Origin of the sequence: Kosakonia sp. H02 (genome assembly GCA_030704225.1) — a bacterium.
Taxonomy (GTDB): domain Bacteria; phylum Pseudomonadota; class Gammaproteobacteria; order Enterobacterales; family Enterobacteriaceae; genus Kosakonia.
The window spans coordinates 561325-583105 of the sequence record CP131915.1 but is presented as its reverse complement, the minus strand read 5'-3'; the positions used below and the strand labels follow the sequence as shown (position 1 = coordinate 583105).

General features: G+C 52.7%; 20 protein-coding genes. 10 read left to right on the top strand and 10 right to left on the bottom strand.

What is annotated here, in order from left to right; all coding sequences use genetic code 11:
* Positions 1-4: 4 nt before the first annotated feature.
* Positions 5-256: a YciN family protein gene (locus Q5705_02765; GenBank protein ID WLI77506.1), complete on the bottom strand. Its 252-nt coding sequence runs from the start codon at positions 254-256 to the stop codon at positions 5-7.
* A 395-nt stretch (positions 257-651) separates the two neighbouring features.
* On the opposite strand from Q5705_02765, the gene topA reads away from it, so the two are divergent.
* From topA to acnA, 5 genes are all read left to right on the top strand, one after another.
* Positions 652-3249, top strand: a complete 2598-nt coding sequence (gene topA, locus Q5705_02760; GenBank protein WLI77505.1) for a type I DNA topoisomerase — start codon at positions 652-654, stop codon at positions 3247-3249.
* Between the two features lie 181 nt (positions 3250-3430).
* Positions 3431-4405 carry an HTH-type transcriptional regulator CysB gene (cysB, locus tag Q5705_02755; GenBank protein ID WLI77504.1) on the top strand — a complete coding sequence of 325 codons (975 nt, stop codon included), beginning with the start codon at positions 3431-3433 and terminating at the stop codon, positions 4403-4405.
* A 316-nt stretch (positions 4406-4721) separates the two neighbouring features.
* Positions 4722-4883 carry a YmiA family putative membrane protein gene (locus Q5705_02750; protein ID WLI77503.1) on the top strand — a complete coding sequence of 54 codons (162 nt, stop codon included), beginning with the start codon at positions 4722-4724 and terminating at the stop codon, positions 4881-4883.
* 327 nt (positions 4884-5210) lie between these two features.
* Positions 5211-5291, top strand: a complete 81-nt coding sequence (ymiC, locus tag Q5705_02745) for a small membrane protein YmiC (GenBank protein WLI78952.1) — start codon at positions 5211-5213, stop codon at positions 5289-5291.
* Between the two features lie 173 nt (positions 5292-5464).
* On the top strand, positions 5465-8140 hold the full coding sequence (gene acnA, locus Q5705_02740) for an aconitate hydratase AcnA (protein ID WLI77502.1): 2676 nt from the start codon (positions 5465-5467) through the stop codon (positions 8138-8140).
* A gap of 51 nt (positions 8141-8191) precedes the next feature.
* On the opposite strand, the gene ribA is transcribed toward acnA, so the two are convergent.
* Positions 8192-8779 (bottom strand): GTP cyclohydrolase II, encoded by a 588-nt coding sequence (gene ribA / locus Q5705_02735; protein WLI77501.1) that lies wholly within the window; start codon positions 8777-8779, stop codon positions 8192-8194.
* 196 nt (positions 8780-8975) lie between these two features.
* Here ribA and pgpB point away from each other — a divergent pair, with 196 nt between their 5' ends.
* The 5 genes from pgpB (at position 8976) to yciH (ending at position 12619) form a co-directional block, all read left to right on the top strand.
* Positions 8976-9740: a phosphatidylglycerophosphatase B gene (pgpB, locus tag Q5705_02730; GenBank protein ID WLI77500.1), complete on the top strand. Its 765-nt coding sequence runs from the start codon at positions 8976-8978 to the stop codon at positions 9738-9740.
* Between the two features lie 141 nt (positions 9741-9881).
* Positions 9882-10190 (top strand): LapA family protein, encoded by a 309-nt coding sequence (locus tag Q5705_02725; GenBank protein WLI77499.1) that lies wholly within the window; start codon positions 9882-9884, stop codon positions 10188-10190.
* 6 nt (positions 10191-10196) lie between these two features.
* Entirely contained in the window at positions 10197-11366 is a 1170-nt protein-coding gene (gene lapB / locus Q5705_02720) for a lipopolysaccharide assembly protein LapB (protein WLI77498.1), read from the top strand.
* A gap of 189 nt (positions 11367-11555) precedes the next feature.
* Complete coding sequence (gene pyrF, locus Q5705_02715; GenBank protein WLI77497.1) at positions 11556-12293, top strand: orotidine-5'-phosphate decarboxylase; 738 nt, start codon at positions 11556-11558, stop codon at positions 12291-12293.
* Complete coding sequence (gene yciH / locus Q5705_02710) at positions 12293-12619, top strand: stress response translation initiation inhibitor YciH (GenBank protein ID WLI77496.1); 327 nt, start codon at positions 12293-12295, stop codon at positions 12617-12619. Before pyrF ends, yciH begins: the two co-directional genes overlap by 1 nt.
* Positions 12620-12730: 111 nt before the next feature.
* Here the strand turns inward: yciH and osmB are convergent, their stop codons facing one another.
* The 8 genes from osmB to sapF all read right to left on the bottom strand — a co-directional run bounded on the left by osmB (position 12731) and on the right by sapF (position 21781).
* Positions 12731-12949: an osmotically-inducible lipoprotein OsmB gene (gene osmB / locus Q5705_02705; GenBank protein ID WLI78951.1), complete on the bottom strand. Its 219-nt coding sequence runs from the start codon at positions 12947-12949 to the stop codon at positions 12731-12733.
* A 256-nt stretch (positions 12950-13205) separates the two neighbouring features.
* Positions 13206-13964 (bottom strand): DNA-binding transcriptional regulator YciT, encoded by a 759-nt coding sequence (locus tag Q5705_02700; protein WLI77495.1) that lies wholly within the window; start codon positions 13962-13964, stop codon positions 13206-13208.
* 88 nt (positions 13965-14052) lie between these two features.
* Positions 14053-14235, bottom strand: a complete 183-nt coding sequence (locus tag Q5705_02695; protein WLI77494.1) for a hypothetical protein — start codon at positions 14233-14235, stop codon at positions 14053-14055.
* A gap of 127 nt (positions 14236-14362) precedes the next feature.
* Positions 14363-16354, bottom strand: coding sequence for a cyclic di-GMP phosphodiesterase (pdeR, locus tag Q5705_02690; protein ID WLI77493.1), 1992 nt, complete (start codon positions 16352-16354; stop codon positions 14363-14365).
* A 303-nt stretch (positions 16355-16657) separates the two neighbouring features.
* Positions 16658-18592, bottom strand: coding sequence for an exoribonuclease II (locus Q5705_02685; GenBank protein ID WLI77492.1), 1935 nt, complete (start codon positions 18590-18592; stop codon positions 16658-16660).
* A gap of 134 nt (positions 18593-18726) precedes the next feature.
* Positions 18727-19887: a CMD domain-containing protein gene (locus Q5705_02680; protein ID WLI77491.1), complete on the bottom strand. Its 1161-nt coding sequence runs from the start codon at positions 19885-19887 to the stop codon at positions 18727-18729.
* A 176-nt stretch (positions 19888-20063) separates the two neighbouring features.
* Entirely contained in the window at positions 20064-20852 is a 789-nt protein-coding gene (gene fabI, locus Q5705_02675; GenBank protein ID WLI77490.1) for an enoyl-ACP reductase FabI, read from the bottom strand.
* A 122-nt stretch (positions 20853-20974) separates the two neighbouring features.
* Positions 20975-21781 carry a peptide ABC transporter ATP-binding protein SapF gene (sapF, locus tag Q5705_02670; protein ID WLI77489.1) on the bottom strand — a complete coding sequence of 269 codons (807 nt, stop codon included), beginning with the start codon at positions 21779-21781 and terminating at the stop codon, positions 20975-20977.

Below are 21781 nucleotides of genomic sequence, written 5' to 3'. Positions count from 1 at the left end.
TTGTTTAATCGATTAAATGGTATTTTTCGGACAGTTCATGCGCTAAGTACTTGAACATATTGAACACCGCCGTGCTTTTTGCTGTCGGCAACCCTTGTTCATCAAGATAAAACTCCCCGCTAAAAACCAGCACGCCGTTGCGTTGGGTCACGTCGGTCGCCGCAATCCCTGCAAGGGTATCTTCATGGTCGCGAATGAGTTGGTTGGCCAGGTCAAGCAAAGACTGCCGATCGATAGGTTGAGATGTCGTGTTCATTTTCATCCTCCTCAAAATTTGGCGAAGTTTACCGCCGGTGGCGTCCAGGGGCAAATTTTCCCTTTCTTTGTAAAGGGTTTACGTCACCGTCAAGCTGGCGCGATTGGCTATTGCATGCTAATAAAGTTGCGTAACAAATTTTATCAGGTACAGTGTGACGCTTTCGTCAATCTGGCAACAGATTTGCTTGACATTCGACCGTAATATCGTCTTGCTACACCTCTTCGCCGCGAAAAAGCCTGAGATCTCAGTCATCTGAACGCTTCTTTTTTACGGGACGGGCAATATTGAGGGGTTGATATCCATTGACGCCGCCGCAATAGTGACTGTTTGTCAGTGGGTGTGACGCAACGGGCGGCGCATTTCTGGAAGAATTTAATTAGGTAAAGGTGAATATGGGTAAAGCTCTCGTTATCGTTGAGTCCCCGGCAAAAGCCAAAACGATCAATAAATATCTGGGCAATGACTACGTGGTGAAATCCAGCGTAGGTCATATCCGCGATTTGCCGACCAGTGGTTCAGCACCTAAAAAGAGCGCAGAATCCACCGCCACCAAACCGGCTAAGAAGCCTAAAAAGGATGAGCGGGGCGCGCTTGTTAACCGCATGGGGATCGACCCATGGCACAACTGGGACGCACATTATGAAGTGCTGCCAGGCAAAGAGAAGGTGGTTTCCGAGCTGAAATCGCTGGCAGAAAAAGCCGACCACATCTATCTCGCAACCGACCTTGACCGCGAAGGGGAAGCCATTGCATGGCACCTGCGGGAAGTGATCGGCGGCGACGAAAAACGCTACAGCCGTGTAGTGTTCAACGAAATTACCAAGAATGCGATTCGTCAGGCTTTTGAAACGCCGGGCGAACTGAATATTGACCGTGTTAATGCTCAACAGGCGCGTCGTTTTATGGACCGCGTTGTGGGCTATATGGTTTCCCCTCTGCTGTGGAAGAAAATCGCCCGTGGTTTATCCGCCGGACGCGTGCAGTCCGTGGCGGTTCGCCTGGTGGTTGAGCGCGAACGCGAAATCAAAGCCTTCGTTCCGGAAGAGTTCTGGGAAATCGATGCTGTAACGGCAACGCCAGGCGGTGATTCACTGCCATTGCAGGTGACCCACGAGGGCGATAAAGCTTTCCGCCCGGTTAACCGCGAACAGACCATGGCGGCCGTCAGCCTGCTGGAAAAAGCGCGTTATACCGTGCTCGATCGCGAAGATAAGCCGACGAGCAGTAAGCCTGGCGCACCTTTTATTACCTCCACGCTGCAACAGGCTGCCAGTACGCGCCTGGGTTATGGCGTGAAGAAAACCATGATGATGGCGCAGCGTCTGTATGAAGCGGGCTATATCACTTATATGCGTACCGACTCAACTAACCTGAGTCAGGATGCAATAAGCATGGTTCGCGGCTATATCGCAGATAATTTTGGCAAAAAATACCTGCCAGAAAGCGCCAACCAGTACGCCAGCAAAGAGAACTCACAAGAAGCGCACGAAGCGATTCGTCCTTCTGATGTTGGCGTGTTAGCGGAATCGTTAAAAGACATGGAAGTGGATGCGCAGAAACTGTATCAGCTGATCTGGCGTCAGTTTGTGGCCTGCCAGATGACGCCTGCTAAGTATGACTCCACTACATTGACCGTCGGTGCCGGTGATTTCCGCCTGAAAGCGCGTGGGCGTATTTTGCGCTTCGATGGCTGGACAAAGGTCATGCCTGCGCTGCGTAAGGGTGATGAAGATCGCACTCTCCCGGCAGTGAATAAGGGCGATGAACTCTCCCTTATTGAACTGACGCCGGCGCAGCACTTTACCAAACCACCCGCACGTTTTAGCGAAGCATCGCTGGTTAAGGAACTGGAAAAACGCGGTATTGGCCGCCCGTCTACCTATGCGTCGATCATTTCGACCATTCAGGACAGGGGTTATGTTCGCGTTGAAAACCGCCGCTTCTATGCGGAAAAAATGGGTGAAATCGTTACCGATCGTCTGGAAGAGAACTTCCGTGAACTGATGAACTACGATTTCACTGCACAGATGGAAGATAGCCTTGACCGCGTGGCGAACCACGAGGCCGAGTGGCGAAAAGTGCTGGACAGTTTCTTTGGCGATTTCTCGCGTCAACTGGAACAGGCTGAGCAAGATCCGGAAGCGGGCGGCATGCGTCCAAACCAGATGGTGCTCACCAGCATCGATTGCCCGACCTGTGGTCGTAAAATGGGTATTCGTACCGCCAGTACCGGTGTGTTCCTCGGCTGTTCTGGCTATGCTCTGCCGCCAAAAGAGCGCTGCAAAACCACCATTAACCTGGTGCCGGAAAATGAAGTGCTCAACGTGCTGGAAGGCGATGACGCCGAAACCAACGCGCTGCGTGCGAAACGTCGCTGCCAGAAGTGCGGCACGGCGATGGACAGCTATCTGATCGATCCGAAACGCAAGTTGCATGTGTGCGGCAATAACCCAACTTGTGACGGTTACGAAATCGAAGAGGGCGAGTTCCGCATCAAAGGCTACGATGGTCCGATCGTTGAGTGTGAAAAATGCGGTTCTGAAATGCACCTGAAAATGGGGCGCTTTGGTAAGTACATGGCCTGCACCAACGACGACTGTAAGAACACGCGTAAAATCCTGCGCAATGGTGAAGTTGCGCCGCCGAAGGAAGATCCGGTGCCGTTGCCGGAGCTGAAATGCGAGAAATCAGACGCTTATTTTGTGCTGCGTGACGGTGCTGCGGGCGTGTTCCTTGCCGCCAACACGTTCCCGAAATCTCGCGAAACGCGCGCGCCGCTGGTGGAAGAGCTGTATCGCTTCCGCGATCGTCTGCCGGAAAAATTGCGTTATCTGGCCGATGCACCGCAGGAAGATCCGCAGGGTAACAAAACCATTGTCCGCTTTAGCCGTAAAACGAAGCAACAGTACGTCGCTTCTGAGAAGGACGGCAAAGCCACCGGCTGGTCTGCGTTCTTTATCGACAGCAAGTGGGTTGAAGCGAAAAAATAAGCGACTTCAGTTACCTACCTTTAAGGGCCGGTCTTTCCGGCCCTTTTCATTCATGCGTTATTATTCTTAGTTCCTCGCTATACACAGAAGCTATAAATGATATAGTTGTTATAGCTATTCACTTTTTTATTATGAAATCGTCTTAAGCGATAACCCGTTTGCGCAATTCGGATGGTCTGTCATGAAACTACAGCAGCTTCGCTATATTGTTGAGGTGGTGAATCACAACCTCAATGTCTCCTCCACGGCGGAGGGGCTTTACACTTCGCAGCCTGGCATCAGTAAGCAAGTCCGTATGCTTGAAGATGAACTCGGTATACAAATTTTTGCCCGCAGTGGTAAACATCTTACCCAGGTGACACCGGCCGGGCAGGAAATCATCCGTATCGCCCGGGAAGTTTTATCGAAAGTTGAGGCGATAAAATCCGTGGCGGGGGAGCATACCTGGCCGGATAAAGGGTCGCTGTACGTTGCCACCACCCACACTCAGGCTCGTTATGCGCTGCCTAACGTGATTAAAGGCTTTATTGAGCGTTACCCGCGCGTCTCGTTGCATATGCATCAAGGATCACCGACGCAAATTGCTGAGGCGGTGTCGAAAGGCAATGCTGATTTCGCCATCGCGACTGAAGCGCTGCATCTGTACGACGATCTGGTCATGCTGCCATGCTATCACTGGAACCGTTCTATCGTTGTCACGCCAGATCACCCGCTGGCGGCGAAGCAATCTGTGAGTATTGATGAGTTAGCGCAATATCCACTGGTGACGTATACCTTTGGTTTTACGGGGCGTTCTGAGCTGGATACTGCGTTCAATCGCGCCGGGTTGACGCCACGCATTGTCTTTACCGCGACCGATGCTGATGTGATTAAAACCTATGTACGACTGGGGCTGGGCGTGGGGGTGATTGCCAGTATGGCGGTCGATCCGGTGTCCGATCCGGACCTGGTGAAGCTGGATGCCCATGAAATTTTCAGCCACAGCACCACGAAAATCGGTTTTCGCCGTAGCACCTTCTTACGTAGCTATATGTATGATTTTATTCAACGCTTTGCGCCGCATTTAACGCGTGATGTGGTTGATGCCGCCGTGGCATTACGTTCTAACGATGATATCGAAGCGATGTTTAAAGATATTAAGTTGCCGCAGAAATAATGCCGAAGGGTATCTTATCGCCCGAAAAGATACCCATAATGCTCCCTAAAGCCAAATTAGAATTATCATCATCTTTGATACAATCATCTTTCCGGGTGATTGACTTCACAATTCTAAAGCGACACCGTCTCAATTAAGTGACAAAAATAGAAACTAAATTGCAACTGTGCAAATTTATTACTTCAATAATTTATTTCTGGTCAAAAGATTAAATATTTCTTTGGACATAGTGAGTAAATTCACTGGATTTTCGGCTAAAGTTCTTTTAGGATTTGTCTCATCTCATGATTAATTCTACCGATTGTTGGTGTCCAAAATGATAAGTGATGTCGATTGTACGAGGTTAGCAATGCCAACAGGAAGTGAAGAACCGCAAAGGGACCCCGAGCTGAAGCGTAAAGCCTGGCTGGCGGTATTTCTCGGCTCTGCCGTGTTTTGGGCAGTCGTCGCGTTCCTGGTCTGGAAATTTTGGGGTTAAAATGGCTATAGCGGGTCGATACGAACCAGTTAAGCAAGTATGTCAGCTTCATGACACGCCACCGAAAGCGAAAAACAAACCTGTGACCACTCTCCCGGCCTCCTGGAAGTTGACGCCACAGCAGAAAGCTTTTATTGACGCCTTCTCTGAAAACGACATCAAAAAACAATAAATTTATCATCAGAATCAATGTGGGAAATTATCCCGCTATTCATTGATACGATCTTTTGTACTCTTTAATTAATACACAGCATAAATGAATTGAGTAAAGACTCAGTTTAAATGAATAGATTTTCTGGTAATAAATTTATGGATAATGATTGCGGAATGAAATATTGGTCATGGCTTACAGCGTTTTCCGTTTCTGCGCTTATCTGGGGCGAAATCGTTTGGCTGGCCCTTCAGTAATGAATTGAAAAACCTCGCATCAGCGGGGTTTTTTATTTTCTCCCTCTCAGCTGTTTTTGCCTTTTGTAGCAATTTGGGTTGTTATCAAAACGTTACGATATGTTTGTGTTATCTTTAATACAGACCCTGACGAGCATCAGGGTAAAGCAATCCCTGTTATTAAGGAGGAGCACATGTCGTTGACCCTACGTGAAGCCAGTAAGGACACGTTGCAGGCTGAGAATAAAACGTACCATTACTACAGCTTGCCGCTGGCTGCAAAACAACTTGGGGATATTGCACGTTTACCCAAGTCCCTCAAAGTGTTACTTGAGAATCTCCTGCGCTGGCAGGATGACGAATCCGTTACCGAAGACGATATCCACGCCCTGGCCGGTTGGCTTAAAACCGCTCATGCCGATCGTGAAATCGCCTACCGCCCGGCAAGGGTATTAATGCAGGACTTTACCGGCGTTCCTGCCGTCGTTGATTTAGCGGCAATGCGCGAGGCGGTAAAACGTCTTGGCGGCGATACCGCGAAAGTAAATCCTTTATCCCCGGTCGATCTGGTTATCGACCACTCTGTTACTGTTGATCATTTCGGCGATGATGACGCGTTCGAAGAAAACGTGCGCCTCGAGATGGAGCGCAATCACGAACGTTATGTTTTCCTGCGCTGGGGACAGCAAGCCTTTAGCCGCTTTAGTGTCGTTCCGCCCGGAACCGGGATTTGCCACCAGGTCAACCTGGAATACCTCGGTAAAGCTGTCTGGAGCGAATTACAGAATAAAGAGTGGGTGGCCTACCCGGACACGCTGGTCGGCACTGATTCGCACACCACCATGATTAACGGGCTGGGCGTGCTGGGCTGGGGCGTTGGCGGTATCGAAGCGGAAGCCGCGATGCTCGGCCAGCCTGTATCGATGCTGATCCCCGATGTGGTCGGGTTTAAACTGACCGGCAAGCTGGGTGAGGGCATCACCGCAACTGACCTGGTGCTGACCGTAACGCAAATGCTGCGTAAACATGGCGTGGTCGGTAAATTTGTCGAGTTCTACGGCGACGGGTTAGATTCGCTGCCGCTCGCTGACCGTGCCACCATTGCAAACATGGCACCGGAATATGGCGCAACCTGTGGTTTTTTCCCCATTGATGACGTCACGCTGGGATATATGCGCCTGAGCGGGCGCAGTGAAGAGCAGGTGGCGCTGGTCGAAGCTTACGCCAAAGCACAGGGCATGTGGCGTAACCCGGGCGACGAGCCGGTCTTTACCAGTACGCTCGAGCTGAACATGAATGATGTTGAGGCCAGCATCGCCGGGCCGAAACGCCCGCAGGATCGTGTCGCCCTTGGCGAAGTACCAAAAGCGTTTGCGGCGAGCACTGAACTCGAACTCAATACCGCTCAGAAAGATCGCAAGCCGGTTGATTATGTACTGAAGGGCCACCAATACCAGCTTCCGGACGGCGCGGTGGTGATTGCTGCGATTACATCCTGTACCAATACGTCCAACCCCAGCGTGCTGATGGCCGCCGGGCTGCTGGCGAAAAAAGCCGTCACACTTGGCCTGAAACGCCAGCCGTGGGTAAAAGCTTCGTTAGCGCCCGGTTCGAAAGTGGTCTCTGACTACCTGGCGCAGGCCCGACTGACGCCGTATCTCGATGAGCTGGGTTTTAACCTGGTCGGTTATGGTTGCACGACCTGCATTGGTAACTCTGGCCCGCTGCCAGAGCCTATTGAACAGGCGATTCGCCAGGGGGATCTTACCGTTGGGGCGGTGCTTTCCGGTAACCGTAACTTTGAAGGGCGTATCCATCCGCTGGTCAAAACCAACTGGCTGGCATCGCCGCCGCTGGTTGTCGCTTATGCGCTGGCGGGGAATATGAACATCAACCTTGCTACCGATCCACTGGGACACGATCGCAAAGGCGACCCGGTTTATCTGAAAGATATCTGGCCCTCCAGCGCAGAGATTGCCCGTGCCGTTGAGCAAGTTTCGACGGATATGTTCCGCAAAGAGTACGCCGAAGTGTTTGAAGGCACGGAGGAGTGGAAATCCATTCAGGTTGAACGTTCGGACACGTATGGCTGGCAGAATGACTCCACCTATATCCGCCTGTCGCCGTTCTTTGATGAGATGCTGGCTGAGCCGAAACCGGTAGAAGACATTCACGGTGCGCGGATCCTTGCCATGCTGGGCGATTCGGTAACGACTGACCATATCTCCCCGGCAGGCAGCATTAAAGCCGATAGCCCGGCAGGCCGTTATCTGCAAAGCCATGGCGTCGAGCGGCGCGATTTTAACTCGTATGGCTCGCGACGCGGTAACCATGAAGTGATGATGCGCGGCACGTTTGCCAATATCCGCATTCGTAACGAAATGGTGCCGGGCATAGAAGGCGGCATGACGCGGCATCTGCCGGGCAGCGAAGTAGTATCCATCTACGACGCCGCCATGCGCTATCAGCAGGAAGGCACGCCGCTGGCGGTCATTGCGGGTAAAGAGTATGGTTCTGGCTCCAGCCGTGACTGGGCAGCGAAAGGGCCGCGTTTGCTGGGGATCCGCGTGGTCATTGCCGAATCCTTCGAACGTATTCACCGCTCGAACCTGATTGGCATGGGCATCCTGCCGCTGGAGTTTCCGCAGGGAGTGACACGCAAAACCCTGGCACTTACCGGCGAAGAGCGGCTGGATGTTGCTGACCTGGAAAATATCAAACCGGGTGGTGAGTTGCCGGTTATCTTAACCCGCGCGGACGGATCGCAAGAGGTGTTGCAGTGTCGCTGTCGCATTGATACGTCGACGGAACTGACCTATTACCGTAACGATGGCATTTTGCATTACGTGATTCGTAATATGCTCACCTGAAACTATGCTCACCTGAAACAACAAGGCCTGCGTTTGCAGGCCTTTTCTTTATCACTTCAGCAGATGTCCCATCTTTTCCGCTTTGGTATCAAGGTAATGCGCGTTCTTCGGGTTACGCCCCACAATCAGCGGCACACGCTCGACAATATTGATTCCGGCTTCGGTGAGGATCTCCACTTTCTTCGGATTGTTGGTCAGCAGGCGCACTTCATCAACCGCCAGTAACTTGAACATATCGGCGCACAGGGTGAAGTCACGTTCGTCGGCGGCAAAACCAAGCTGATGGTTGGCTTCCACAGTGTCATAACCCTGATCCTGGAGCGCATAGGCACGGATTTTATTCAGCAAACCAATATTGCGGCCTTCCTGACGGTGGTAAAGCAGGATGCCGCGGCCTTCTTCCGCAATGTGGTTAAGTGCCGCTTCGAGCTGAAAACCGCAATCGCAACGCAGGCTGAATAAGGCATCGCCGGTTAAACATTCTGAGTGAACACGCGCGAGCACGGGCAGTTGCCCGGAAATATCGCCAAAAATCAGGGCAACGTGATCCTGCCCGGTTGCCAGTTCTTCAAAGCCCACCATCAGGAAGTCGCCCCATGGGGTTGGCAGTTTGGCTTCTGCCACACGTTTCAGTTGCATGTGAATCTCCGAATTATGTCGGCGCAATACGCACCTTGAGCCTGTTGGCTTTCTGAATCCCGCTATTTTGCCACAATGCAGCAGATATCGCCTACAGGTGACCCGCGCATTGCTGCTTAAACGCACAAATGCGCCGGTTTCGGCGGGAGTGTTATTTTTCGGTTATTATTGTGTCTCTTACGCACAAGGAGAAACGATGCTGTCAATTGCAAAGCGAACAACGGCGGGCGCGGCAATTCTGCTGATAATGCCTTTAGCTGTCTGGATTTCTGGCTGGAGTTGGGAGCCCGGACATACGCACTGGTGGCTTCGATTTTTGTTCTGGATGACAGAAACAGTGACCCAGCCCTGGGGAATTATCACGCATGTCGTGCTGTGCGCCTGTTTTTTGTGGTGTTTACGTTTTCGCCTGAAAGCTGCGCTGATGCTGTTCGCTATTCTCGGTTGCGCAATTCTGGCCGGGCAGGGGGTGAAATCCTTCGTGAAAGCGCGCGTCCAGGAGCCGCGTCCCTTCGTGTTGTGGCTGGAAAAAACGCACGATATTCAGGCCAGTGAGTTCTACACTTTAAAGCGTAAGGCGCGCGGAGAACTGGTGAAAGAGCAGCTCTCCAGCCAGCATGATATTCCGGGCTTTTTGCGTAAACACTGGCAGAAAGAGACCGGTTTTGCCTTTCCGTCCGGGCATACTATGTTTGCTGCCAGTTGGGCGTTATTGGGTGTCGGGCTTTTATGGCCACGCAGGCGTAAGTGGACTATCGCTATTTTGCTTGTCTGGGCGACAAGTGTGATGGGGAGTCGATTATTACTCGGCATGCACTGGCCGCGCGACCTGGTGGTCGCGACAGCGATCTCCTGGTTACTGGTTACGCTGGCGTGCTGGCTGGCACAGCGTATTTGTGGCCCACTGACGCCGCCGGCAGAAGAAGTGCCGGAAATCATTGAGCGAGATAGCGAGACTTGATTTCCGCCATTTTGCCCGCAAATCAGAAATTAACATCGTGCATTTCCATTTCACGCCGGGCGCTAAAATGGTAGTTTATAAGGCTTGATACAGACGGCTGCGCATAAATTCATCGCTCGGAACCACATAACGGGATGTAATGTGAAATATTTACTCATTTTCTTACTGGTGTTAGCGATTTTTGTCGTGTCGATTACGCTTGGTGCGCAAAACGATCAACAAGTTACATTTAATTACTTGCTCGCGCAGGGTGAATATCGCATCTCGACGCTGCTGGCTGTGTTGTTTGCCGCAGGTTTCGCCATCGGCTGGCTGATATGCGGTCTTTTCTGGCTGCGTGTTCGTGTTTCGCTGGCGCGCGCTGAACGTAAAATTAAACGTCTCGAACACCAGCTCGCTCCCGCCACAGATGTTCCGGCTATGCCCGGCGCACCGGCGGTGAAGGAATAATATTCTATGCTGGAGTTGTTGTTTCTGTTGTTACCTGTCGCAGCGGCCTACGGCTGGTATATGGGGCGCAGAAATGCTCAACAAACAAAACAGGATGAGGCTAACCGGCTGTCACGTGAATACGTCGCTGGTGTTAACCTTTTACTGAGCAATCAACAAGACAAAGCGGTAGACCTATTCCTTGATATGCTCAAAGAGGATACCGGGACCGTCGAAGCGCATCTCACCCTCGGTAATCTGTTCCGTTCGCGCGGCGAAGTCGACCGCGCTATCCGCATCCATCAAACGCTGATGGAAAGTGCCTCGCTCTCCTACGATCAACGCTTGTTAGCCGTGCAACAGCTTGGGCGCGATTACATGGCCGCAGGGATGTACGATCGCGCTGAAGATATGTTTAACCAACTGGTGGATGAGACGGATTTTCGCGTTAGCGCCTTGCAACAACTGCTGCAAATTTATCAGGCCACCAGCGAGTGGCAGAAAGCGATTGATGTCGCCGAGCGGCTGGTCAAACTCGGTAAAGAGCAACAGCGCGGTGAAATTGCCCACTTCTACTGTGAATTAGCGCTACAGCAGATGGGCAATGAAGATATGGATCGCGCGATGGCGCTGTTGAAAAAAGGCGCAGCGGTTGATCGCGACAGCCCTCGCGTCTCTATCATGATGGGCCGCGTTTTTATGGCCAGCGGAGATTACGCCAAAGCAGTGGAGAGCCTGCTGCGCGTAATTGATCAAGATAAAGAACTGGTCAGCGAAACGCTGGAAATGCTCCAGACATGCTATCTGCATTTGGGCAAGAGCGACGAGTGGGCGGCATTTTTGCAGCGCTGCGTGGAAGAAAACACCGGTGCAACCGCTGAACTGATGCTGGCGGAAATTATCGAACGACGCGATGGGCCGGACGCCGCACAGAGTTATGTCACGCGTCAGTTGCAGCGTCACCCGACGATGCGCGTGTTCCATAAATTGATGGACTACCACCTGAACGAGGCCGAAGAGGGCCGCGCCAAAGAGAGTTTAATGGTGCTGCGTGAAATGGTGGGTGAGCAAGTACGCAGTAAGCCGCGTTATCGCTGTCATAAATGCGGTTTTACCGCGTTTACCATGTACTGGCATTGCCCGTCCTGCCGCGCCTGGTCCACGGTAAAACCGATTCGCGGCCTCGACGGGCAATGATTTTTTAAAAAACTTCTGCATTAGTTACAACATACTATTAAGGTTTTAATAACCCAATGCAGCACCTGTGCCACTACATTGCCTGACAGGTGAAAGGGAGCCTGTTATTTCCCTGCACGCACAGGTAGAATGCACGCCGTTTATTCATTTCGCGCCTGAGCGGGTGCCCTCATTTCAGAAGGTCTGATCATGACGTCCACTGCTTTATCGACTTCCCGCGCTGTTACTGATTCCCCCGTTGTTGTGGCCCTTGATTACGATAACCGCGACAACGCTCTGGCGTTTGTCGACCGTATCGATCCGCGCGATTGCCGCCTGAAAGTGGGCAAAGAGATGTTCACGCTGTTCGGGCCGCAATTCGTGCGCGATCTGCAACAGCGCGGTTTTGATGTTTTCCTCGATCTGAAATTCCACGATATTCCTAACACCACAGCCCATGCGGTAAAAGCAGCGGCAGATCTGGGCGTGTGGATGGTGAATGTCCACGCTTCCGGCGGCGCGCGCATGATGACGGCGGCAAAAGAAGCGTTGATGACGTTTGGCGCTGATGCGCCGTTGCTGATTGCGGTAACAGTATTGACCAGTATGGAAGCCAGCGATTTGCAGGATCTGGGAATTACCGCCACACCGGCAGAGCATGCAGAGCGGCTGGCGCGTCTGACGCAACAATGTGGTCTTGATGGCGTCGTCTGTTCCGCTCAGGAAGCGGTGCGCTTTAAAAAAGAATTGGGAACCGCGTTTAAACTGGTAACGCCGGGTATTCGCCCACAAGGCAGTGACGCTGGTGATCAACGGCGCATCATGACGCCGGAACAGGCGCTGGCGGCGGGTGTCGACTATATGGTAATAGGGCGCCCGGTAACGCAATCTGCTAACCCGGCACAAACGCTGAAAGCCATCAATGCGTCATTGGTTAAGGGGGCGTAATGAGCGATAACAACAACCGTCTGGTGTACTCAACGGAAATCGGGCGTATCGACGAAGAAAAAGCGCCCGTTGAGCGCCCGAAAGGTGATGGGATTGTGCGTATTCAGCGCCAGACCAGCGGGCGCAAAGGTAAAGGCGTTTGCCTGATAACCGGTATTGATCAAGATGATGACGCACTCGCAAAGCTGGCCGCTGAGCTAAAGAAAAAATGCGGCTGCGGTGGCTCCGTAAAAGAGGGCGTTATTGAAATTCAGGGCGATAAGCGCGATTTACTTAAATCACTGCTGGAAGCCAAAGGAATGAAAGTAAAACTGGCCGGTGGATAAAATAAAAAAGAAAGGCCGCGTAGATGATGCGGCCTTATATTTACATAGTTTTTAAATCAGACCTGAAAGAAAGTATATTTATATAGATTTATTTGCCGTAGTACTGACCAATTATTTACCAACCTGGTGGCCGATAATACCACCGACAGCCGCGCCGCCTAACGTACCCAGCGTGCTACCATCCGTTAATACAGCACCGCCTAACGCACCCGCGCCCGCGCCGATCGCGGTATTACGAGAGCGTTTATCCCAGTGACCACAAGCGCTCAGAGACATTGCCAGGGTAACTGCCAGTACTGCCGCGGCCATTTTTTTACTTTTTAACATCATCATACTTTCTCCTGAATAATCGATTCACGGAAAATTGATCTCTTTAAGTATAGTGCGTGGAAACAGTCTTAAAGATCTTCCGTGAAACCTTGCTGCGCAGGGGTAATACAATCACGTCAGTGATAATTACTTCCTGTTATATCGCTAATAATAATTTTACGCCGCCGATGGCAACAAGCCAGGTAAAAAGTCTTAATAAAATAGTCAGAATCGTCTCAGATATGAGTAATATAGCCCGCTTTCGCGGGCGTGAGGGTTAGCGAGCGGTTCCGGTTTTGACAATGTCCACCGTCAGCCCAGCTTCTTGTAGCTGGCGCTGCGCTTCAGGATTGATATTTTCATCGGTGATTACGCGCTGAAAGCAGTCAACAGGTCCAAGCGTATAAGGATGCACAACGCCAAACTTTGAGCTGTCCGTCAGCACAATCGCTTCGCTGCCTTTTTCCAGCACCGCGTTCACCACATCCGTACGCATCATATCGCGGCCTGTAAAGCCTGTTTCGGGCTGCCATCCATCAATGCCAATAAACGCTTTGCTAAAGTGCACCTGTGAAATGTACTGCCGCGTCAGCGGCCCCACCATACTTTCACTTTTTTTCTGGTAGATACCGCCCAGCAGGATCACTTCACAGTGGGACGCCTTAAGCAAATGGGCGATATAGCTGCTAACGGTGATGATGGTGATATCACGCTGCTCGCCGAGCTTGCGGGCGAGGAGGGCATTACTACTGCCGTTTTCGATAAACACTGTTTCACCGGCGCTCACCAGCGAGGCGGCAAAATCGGCCAGATCGCGTTTCACTGCGTAGTTGTTCAGCATACGCGTTTCGACGTCTTCGCTATCCAGCGGCACAGCAAAACCGTGCGTGCGGCGCAAATAGCTCTGTTTTTCCAGCGTATTAAGATCCTGTCGAATCGTCACTTCAGACACGCCAGTCATACGGGCGAGTTCGGAAACGCTCATCTGGCCTTTATCGATGACCGTCTGCAAAATAAGTTGTTGTCGGGAATTCATAGCCACACATTTCTGTTAGTTCGCACAAAGGAAAATCGCCAAAACGGGGTCGCATTCCCGGCCGCCGCGTCATGGCGAAATGAGTTAATCAAATCTCCCAGGGCGTTTTCGGCGCACCGGAGGATGAAGACGGATCGTTGTTATCGAGATCCAGGAGTTCCGTCTTGAGAATTTCCAGATTGCGGATAGCGGATTGATAATCCCCGGCGACCAGAATATCAAGAACGGTGTCAATTCGACCGGTAAGCTGCTTCACATCGATATCTGCCATACTTTCACCTTTATGTCGAAAAATGAATGAATTCAATGATGCAGAAAACAGTGTAAAAAGAGAAGGGAAAAAGCAAAATCACAAAATCTTATAAGTACCGATTATCTATTCACGCGGTTTCTCGCTGTTAATGCCTTTTGCGGGCCTGGTAGCGTTTAAACCAGCGCTCAAATGCGGCGGCGGGCATGGGTTTTGCGAACAGATACCCTTGCCGCTCATTCACGCCGTTCTTGGTCAGAAACGCATCCTCTTTTGCGCTCTCCACGCCTTCTGCAATCACCTGCAAATTAAGCGCCTGGGCAACAGCAACAATCGCTCGCACCAGAGATTGCGCGATCGGCTGCTTGTGAATATCGCGCACAAATGTCTGGTCGAGTTTAATCGCGTCGAGGGGGAAACGCGCTAGCTGCGACAAGGAAGAGTAGCCGGTACCGAAATCATCAAGATGGATCTGCGCACCCAGCGCACTAAATTGCTGAATGACCGACAGCGCCAGCGTTTCATTTTCGATAATGCAACTTTCGGTCAATTCGACATCAATCGGGCAATACTCGAAATGCAAATCTCTCAGCGCCTGTTTCAGGTCGCTAAAGATCGTCTGATCGGCCAGTTGTCGCGCCGATACATTTACCGCCACCCGCAGATTAATGCCTTTGTCCCGCCATTTCGCCACCTGGTGCACCACGTCCAGCATGACCCAGCGTCCCAGCGGCACAATCAACCCTGACTCTTCGGCATAGGAGATAAAATCCAGCGGTGGGATCAGCCCGCGCTCGGGTGACTGCCAGCGCACCAGCGCTTCCAGGCTGCGTACTTCGCCGCGCCAGGTCACTTTGGGCTGGTAGTAAATAACCAGTTGATCTTTATCCAGCGCTTTACGCAAGTTGGTATCCAGCCACAAATACTCAAACACGCGCAGGTTCATCTCCGGCGAGAAGACGCAGAATTTGCCGCGCCCATTCTCTTTGGCGGTATACATGGCAGTATCGGCATTGCGAATCACGCTCTCCCGATCGTTTCCGTGCTCCGGGGCGAGGGCGATACCGAGGGAACAACCGGTGTAGATTTCAATCAGGCCGATGCGAAAGGGCTGGCGTAGACGGGTCAGAATGCGCGACGCCATCGCTTCCAGCGCAATTTGCGAGGTGTTGGTCGCCAGCACAATAAAATCATCTCCACCGAGCCGCGCCAGCACCTGGCCTTCATCAAGACAGCTTAATATCGCCAGCGACACTGCCTGTAACATCTGATCGCCAAACATATGCCCGTAGGCATCATTCACTTTTTTGAAGTTATCGAGATCGAGATACACCACGCCGACTTGCGTCTCGCCACGCCCGGCAATGGCATCGCTGATCAAATCATGAATAGCATTGCGATTCGGCAACCCGGTGACAGTATCGGTATTGGCCAGCACCCGTAAACGCTCCTGTGCACGGCGCTCCTCGGTAATGTCGGTTCCGGAACAAATCAGATAAATTTCATTTTTACCGCTGCCGCTGTGGACAAATCTATTACGGAAGATAAACAGCCGCTGACCTTTGCGCGTTTTGATCCAGCGCTCCACTTCATAGGGCGAACCCTCACGGAAGAACTGGCTAATATTGCGTTTCGAGGCCGCCGCTTCACTGCGACTCATAAATAATGTAAAGACGTTTTGCCCAATCACCTCATGCTCTTTCATGCCGCTATATTCTTCGCTGAGGCGATTAAAACGCTGAATATTGCCCTGCTTGTCGAGAATAACGATCACGGAATTGGCTTCCGAGACCACCTGTTCGGCAAAAGAGAGGCCCTGAACCAAATCACGGGCGACCGACTTGGTGTCATGCCAGGCAGATGCGCTCCCGCCCCAGGCATGCCGGGATATTTTCCGCCCAACCAGATGGATGGAAAACTCTTCACCGTTCAGGGGAATTTGCAGCGTCAGACTGGAGGTAATTACCGTCATGGCACGGACCTGCGCCGCTTGTTCGTCGCTCAGTGTAACCAGCTGGCTGGTCTCAGCATTTTCATCAAGAGCAAAGGACAGGGTGTTACTGTCAGCCGTCAGCCGCCAGTAAGGACTGTGTGAACCCAGGTAACGGAACAGCACATTCTCTTCCTGCATCTCTTTCATGCTCTCTCCCTACCAACCCCAAAGCGCAGCGGGTACCTGTTAACGGCGGAAATCCGTCTTGTTAAATGAGGTAATCAGGCGTGAACGTATTGTATTTCCTGGAATGGTTGACGAAACGGATCCCGGCGTGAATACAACTGGCGTGTAATTATTAACATAAGTGCGCAGTAAACAAACAGTTGCCTGAATCAGTATTGTGGTCGGTTTTGCAGGAATATGGGAGAAATAAACAAAAAAATGCATGCGGAATTGCAACGATGAAGCCGCTCCCTCCCGGGTGGGAAGGAGCGAAGGGAAAGGCTTTTACAGCGCCGGGCGGGCAATCACACTGCGGGTTTCCATACGGACTTCCGCGATGGTGACATCAATAACATCCGTCACTTTAAAGGCTACATCGCCTTTAATCTGCACGGTGCCGTTCTCCTGGCTGCACACCAGCTCATCACGCACAGCATGAATAAACGGCGCTGGAATAAACGCAACCGCGCCATTATCCACCAGACGAACACGCATCCCGCCGCGGCTGACATCGATTATCTCTGCCGCGAAACGGGTGTCAGTACCGGCTTTATTTTGCAGGAAACGGGCATACAGCCAGTCGCCGACATCGCGTTCTGCCATGCGGTTGAGGCGACGGCGTTCTGCCATCTGTACGGTCGTGTCATCCTGCGGACGGGCAGGTGTTTCACCTTTAATGATCGCTTTCAGCAGGCGATGGTTAACCATATCGCCGTACTTACGGATCGGTGAGGTCCAGGTGGCGTAAGCCTCCAGGCCAAGGCCAAAGTGCGGGCCAGGCGCAATACTGATTTCTGCGAAAGACTGGAAGCGACGAATACGGCTGTCGAGGAAACCCGACGGCTGCGCGTCCAGTTCGCGGCGCAGTTTGCAGAAGCCTTCGAGCGTCAGCACTTCTTCGGCGTCAACATGCATACCGTGCGTTTTCAGCATCGCGGCAAGCTGTTCGCTGTTGGCCGGGTCGAAGCCCAGATGCACGTTGTAAATACCAAAGCCGAGCTTGTCACGCAGAGTGCGCGCAGCGCAGATGTTGGCAGCAATCATTGATTCTTCAACAATGCGGTTTGCAATGCGGCGCGGCTCGGCCACGATATCCAGCACTTCGCCTTTTTCACCCAGCACAAAGCGGTAATCCGGGCGGTCTTTGAACACCAGCGCGTGGGTTTTACGCCACTGACCGCGCAATTCACTGACACGTTGCAGTTGACGGATCTGCGTGGCGATGGCTTCGTTTGCCGGTTGCCATGTGCCGGTATTTTCCAGCCAGTCAGACACATCGTCATAGGCCAGCTTGGCTTTAGATTCAATGGTGGCGGCGAAGAATTCGCTGTTCTCTTCAATGGTGCCTTCGCTGTCCAGCGTCATGCGGCAGACCAGCGCCGGGCGCACTTCATTGGCGCGCAGGGAGCACAAATCATCAGACAGCTCGCGCGGCAGCATCGGAATATTGAAACCCGGCAGATAGTTGGTGAATGCACGGATTTTAGCCGCGTTGTCGAGCTTACTGCCTTCGGCAATCCACGCCGTCGGATCGGCGATGGCAACCGTCAACACCAGCTTGCCGTCAGCGGATTCTTCAACATACAGCGCATCATCCATATCTTCGGTGCTGGCGCTGTCGATGGTGACGAAATCCAGCGCAGTCAAATCAACGCGCTGCAAGCCGTCATCAAGCATGTCGGTTACCACGCCGTTCGGCGCTTCTTTTTCGAGGTTATGGCGTGCAAGCGTTACCCACCACGGCACAAAATGGTCATCAGCGAAGGTGATAAATTGCGTCAGTTCTGCATAGAAACCACGATCGCCTTTCAGCGGATGGCGACGCATTTCAGCTACGGCCCAGTCACCTTCTTTGAAATCATGTTCCACACCACGCGCCGCGCGGCAGGGGATCGCGTCTTTTAACAACGGATGATCGGGAACGATGGAAAGGCGGTCATCTTTCTTCTGCACTTTGCCGACAAAACGGGTCAGAAACGGTTCGACCAGCTCTTCAGGCTCTGCGCTTTCACGCTCTTTCTCACTATGAATAACGGCAATAATCCGGTCGCCATGCATCACTTTTTTCATTTGCGGCGGCGGGATGAAGTAACTTTTTTGTGCATCGACTTCCAGAAATCCGAAGCCTTTTTCAGTGCCTTTTACAACACCTTCTGCACGCGGTGTCTGGGAATGAAGCTGCTGTTTAAGCTGCGCGAGCAGCGGGTTATCCTGGAGCATAGTTATGTATTTTCGTGGCTAAAAGAGCGGCTGACAGTTTTACGCGATTCTTCTGGTTGCAGCAAGCGCTGTTTCAGTAAAACCTGCGCGGGCGACCACGGAAAAACCCGCTGCCGCCGCGCTCTGGCGGCCTGTTATTCAGAACTTTGCCCAAGGGCGATTTTCAGGCGATTAACCCAGCCACAGAGCGCGCAGCGCATCAAGAGATTGAACGCAGCCTGGCGGCTAAATCCTTGCTCCAGCAACAGCGAAAACTGCACCGGGCTGAATCTGTCAGGTGCGCAGGTTAACAGTTGCACCGCTTGTACGAGCGCACTCTCCTGGCCCTTATCTGCAAGAAAACGGCTTAGTTCACGTCCGCCGTCACGCAACGCTTGCACCAGCGCAGCATCCTGATTGCCGCATTGCAGGCGCTCTACAAAACAATTCCCGCTACCGTTGATCCGCGCGGTATACGCGGCCACCAGCCAGCTGAATTGTTCATTGGGGCTGATGGCCGTGACGCGCGCGCAAATCTCCCCCAGTTCGTTAAGCAACAGATGCTCATGTGCCAGCAGCGGGGCGAGCAGACGCAGTTCCGGCAAAGGCTGCCAGTGAGCAAGCGATTCCATCTGTGCGGCGTTGGCAAGGCGTAAATCCACCGTTTCAATGCCGGAATGCCATTCATTCGATGACGCGGAAAAATGGCTGGTGTCGGCTTCTTGCTGCGTCTCCATGCCGGGAATAAAACGCACCGGCTGGCCCAGCAGCGCCTGCAACACCGCCAGCACCCGCGCCTGAAAAGCAATAAAGCCAATGATTTGGTTAATGACCACCAGGTCAAACAGCGTCAGGCCAACGTCTTCCAGTTGCTGACGGGCACGGGCATCAATCACCGAAGGTGACGCCGCAAGCTGGCGCGCATACTGCGTTATTTGCGCCAGCCGATAATTACTTTCCCGCGACGAATCCGGCCCGGGGAGCGGTGCGAGACGCGCAGCATAATGGTTGCACAGCCGCTGGATGCCAAACACCTGGGCGACAGTAAGCGCAGTGCTGAGGCGATCGTAGGCGCTGAAAGTGCGCAGGCGGCTAGTATGTACGCGCTGGGGAAACAGCAGGGCGTAAAGTTTGCGGGCGGGCGCGACGATGGTGTCGAGGTCGGTAAACAGTGCATCTGGCAGCGCGAGATCGAGCAGAAAAGGGTCGTTTACGATGGCCGCGTCGGGGACCAGCGGTAACGCTTGTGTCCGATGCGCACTCGACTGGGTCTCATGATACCAGTGGCTTTTGCCTTCAATCCGGCGTTGTTCCATGGTCGTTCCTTGGTCTGAAAGTGGGATCCGGATACGACAACAGGTGGTTTGCGCCGGATCTTTTTAGCTGCTTAATCCTGGCGTAAGGGCGGGAAGGGATGAAAGATTGTTAGGTGATAATAAATATCAGAATGGCATATCGAAAAACGCCCCTTCGGGAGAAGGGGCGCCAGGCATTATTTAATTTCCAGCTCGTTCATGGCCGCGATATTGAAACCGCCGTCCACGTGAACCACTTCACCGGAGATACCAGCAGAAAGATCGGAGCACAGGAACGCCGCAGAGTTGCCGACGTCTTCGATGGTCACAGTGCGACGAATCGGAGTAACCGCTTCGCAGTGTGCCAGCATTTTACGGAAGTCTTTAATACCCGACGCGGCCAGCGTACGGATCGGGCCTGCCGAGATACCGTTAACACGCACGCCTTCCGGACCCATCGCGTTCGCCATATAGCGCACGTTCGCTTCCAGGGAGGCTTTCGCCAGACCCATCACGTTGTAGTTCGGGATAGCGCGTTCAGCGCCCAGGTAGGAGAGGGTCAGCAGCGCAGAGCCCGGGTTCAGCATTTCACGGCAGGCTTTTGCCAGTGCCACGAAGCTGTAAGAGCTGATGTCGTGCGCGATTTTAAAACCTTCACGGGTTACCGCGTTAACGTAGTCGCCGTCCAGCTGATCGCCTGGAGCAAAACCGATGGAGTGCACGAAACCGTCAAATTTCGGCCAGACTTTCGCAAGATCGGTAAACAGGGCGTCGATGCTCTCGTCTTTAGCAACATCACACTCCAGCACAATGCTGGAACCCAGCTGGGCGGCAAACTCTTCAACGCGGCCTTTCAGCTTGTCGTTCTGGTAGGTGAATGCCAGCTCAGCGCCTTCGCGGTGCATAGCCTGTGCAATGCCGTATGCGATGGAGAGTTTGCTGGCGACGCCAGTGACCAGAATGCGCTTACCGGAAAGAAAACCCATAGCTTTAATCCTTATATTCATTGTTGTGGCGACAGCCATCATTGTTGGGCGGTCGTCGTTAAAACGCGGCGATTCTATCATGAGTCACCGGATCAGTTAATCCGACCACTGAAACTATTGAATCAGCGGTCTTTTCGCCAGGCATCGGCGGTTAACGCCTCGCCAAAGTGCCCGGCAATTAAACGTTTTGTTAAATCATGCAGCGGAGAGGCGAGCACATCGGCGGTACTGCCGCGCTCCACCACTTCACCCTGATGCATGACCAGAACCTGATCGCTGATATGTTTCATCATGCCGATGTGCTGGGTGACATAAATATAAGAGATACCCTGTTTTTCCTGTAATTCCAGCATCAGATTAATTAACTGCGAACGCATCGACATATCCAGCGAGGCCAGCGCTTCGTCGGCAATAATTACTTTCGGGCGCAGGATCAGCGCGCGCGCCAGCCCCAGACGCTGCTTCTGCCCCGGTGCCAGCATATGTGGATAATAACTGACATGATCCGGCAGCAACCCGACCATGCGCAGCGTCTCCAGAATGCGCTTGCGCCTGGCTTCCGGCTCCAGTTCAGTATTCAGACGCAGCGGAAAATCGAGGATCTGCGATAGCCGCTGCCGCGGGTTAAGCGAGGTCGTCGGATCCTGAAAAATCATGCGAATATGCTGGCTACGAAACGTGTAATCGCCGTAGTGCAGCGGTTTATCGTCAATCACCAGCTCACCGGCGGTCGGTTCGACCATGCCCGCCAGCATTTTCGCCAGCGTCGATTTCCCCGAACCGTTTTCACCAATAATCGCCAGCGTCTGCCGCTCGCGCAGGGTAAAACTGAGCGGTTTTACGGCTTCCACCGTCTGGCGGCGAAACCAGCCGGTGCGATAACGGAAGGTTTTGCTCAGATTGCGCACTTCAAGCAAGGTTTCGACCAT